This is a genomic window from Endozoicomonas sp. SESOKO2 (assembly GCF_024606245.1).
Classification (GTDB): Bacteria; Pseudomonadota; Gammaproteobacteria; order Pseudomonadales; family Endozoicomonadaceae; genus Endozoicomonas_A.
On record NZ_JAHHPQ010000062.1, the window covers coordinates 1 to 1,161 of the forward strand.

Consider the following 1,161-nt stretch of genomic DNA (forward strand, 5'->3'; position numbering starts at 1 on the left):
ACATATTGCAGTCAATCTGCTGAACAACACGAAAACCTTCAAAGCAGGCCTGAAGGGAAAGCAAAGGAAAGCTGTTATGAACACATGCTACCTGGCTGAAGTGCTTGCTGGGCAGGGACTTTCATGATTATTCCGTGGCTGCGTAAAGCAACGCAGCCTTTATCTGTTCTGCCAGAAGATTAGGGTGTTCATCCAATATTTCTGCTTGCGTCATACCACTTGCCAGCATTTCGAGTATGTCAGTGACCGTTATTCTGGTCCCCTTAATGGTAGGTTTTCCAAAACGTTTTGCCTGATCAATTTCAATATGCTCTAAATAATCGTCCTTACTCATGATTCGCTCCTGGATGAGAAAATAAACATTATATTGCGAGACAATGGCTTAGATCGTCTACAGATTTAAACGTAGGCAAGCTGATTGATGATTTACAGCTTGATACTACAAAGGCAATCCACCTTTTAGGCTGGCAATCGCCCTATCCTGTCAAACAGGGTATTCGGGCTACCGTTTTGGCCTATTCTCCAGGTAAAAAATGAAGTGTATCGTTTCCTCGATTGCCTGCTGGCTTTACTCGGTCTTATTCTCAGCTCGCCTTTACTTCTGGTGATTTATATTATGGGTTTTCTCGATACCGGCTCTCCCCTGTTCAGCCAGGAACGGGTTGGCCGTTATAAAAAGCCGTTTGTGCTTGTGAAGTTCCGTACCATGCAAGTGGATACTATCTCTGTTGCCAGTCATCTTGTCCCTTCCTCATCCATTACGCCACTGGGTCGCTTCTTACGTAAAACCAAGCTGGATGAACTGCCACAGCTCTGGAATGTTCTGGTTGGCGATATGAGTCTGGTAGGCCCAAGACCTAATCTCTTTAATCAGAAAAAGTTGATTGAAGCCCGTGAACAACTCGGAGTGTATAATGTGCTGCCCGGCGTCACCGGTCTTGCGCAAGTCAGACAGATTGATATGTCTACCCCTGAACTGCTTGCCAGAACAGACAGCCAGATGATCCGCTCCTTAACTCTGCAGGATTATTTTAAATATATTTTAATGACTGCGACGGGAAGAGGCCGGGGAGATCGGGTGAGATGAGTATTAAAGGAGCAAAATTACAAAAACCCCAGCCGATCACTCAACTGGGGTTTTGCTTTATTCAATGCCTGGCG

At 45.4% G+C, this 1,161-nt stretch carries 2 protein-coding genes; one reads left to right on the forward strand and one right to left on the reverse strand.

Annotated elements, in window-relative coordinates; genetic code table 11:
- Positions 1–127 precede the first annotated feature (127 nt).
- A complete protein-coding gene (locus KDK17_RS01540; protein ID WP_257255480.1) occupies positions 128–334 on the reverse strand; it encodes a DUF433 domain-containing protein in 207 nt (68 codons plus the stop codon).
- Between the two features lie 204 nt (positions 335–538).
- Here KDK17_RS01540 and KDK17_RS01545 point away from each other — a divergent pair, with 204 nt between their 5' ends.
- Positions 539–1,087, forward strand: a complete 549-nt coding sequence (locus KDK17_RS01545; RefSeq protein WP_257255479.1) for a sugar transferase — start codon at positions 539–541, stop codon at positions 1,085–1,087.
- The last annotated feature ends 74 nt before the right edge of the window (positions 1,088–1,161 follow it).

Coding starts and splice junctions, on each gene's coding strand:
- KDK17_RS01540 (WP_257255480.1), bottom strand. CDS start 334: ATGAGTAAGGACGATTATTTAGAGCATATTGAAATTGATCAGGCAAAA.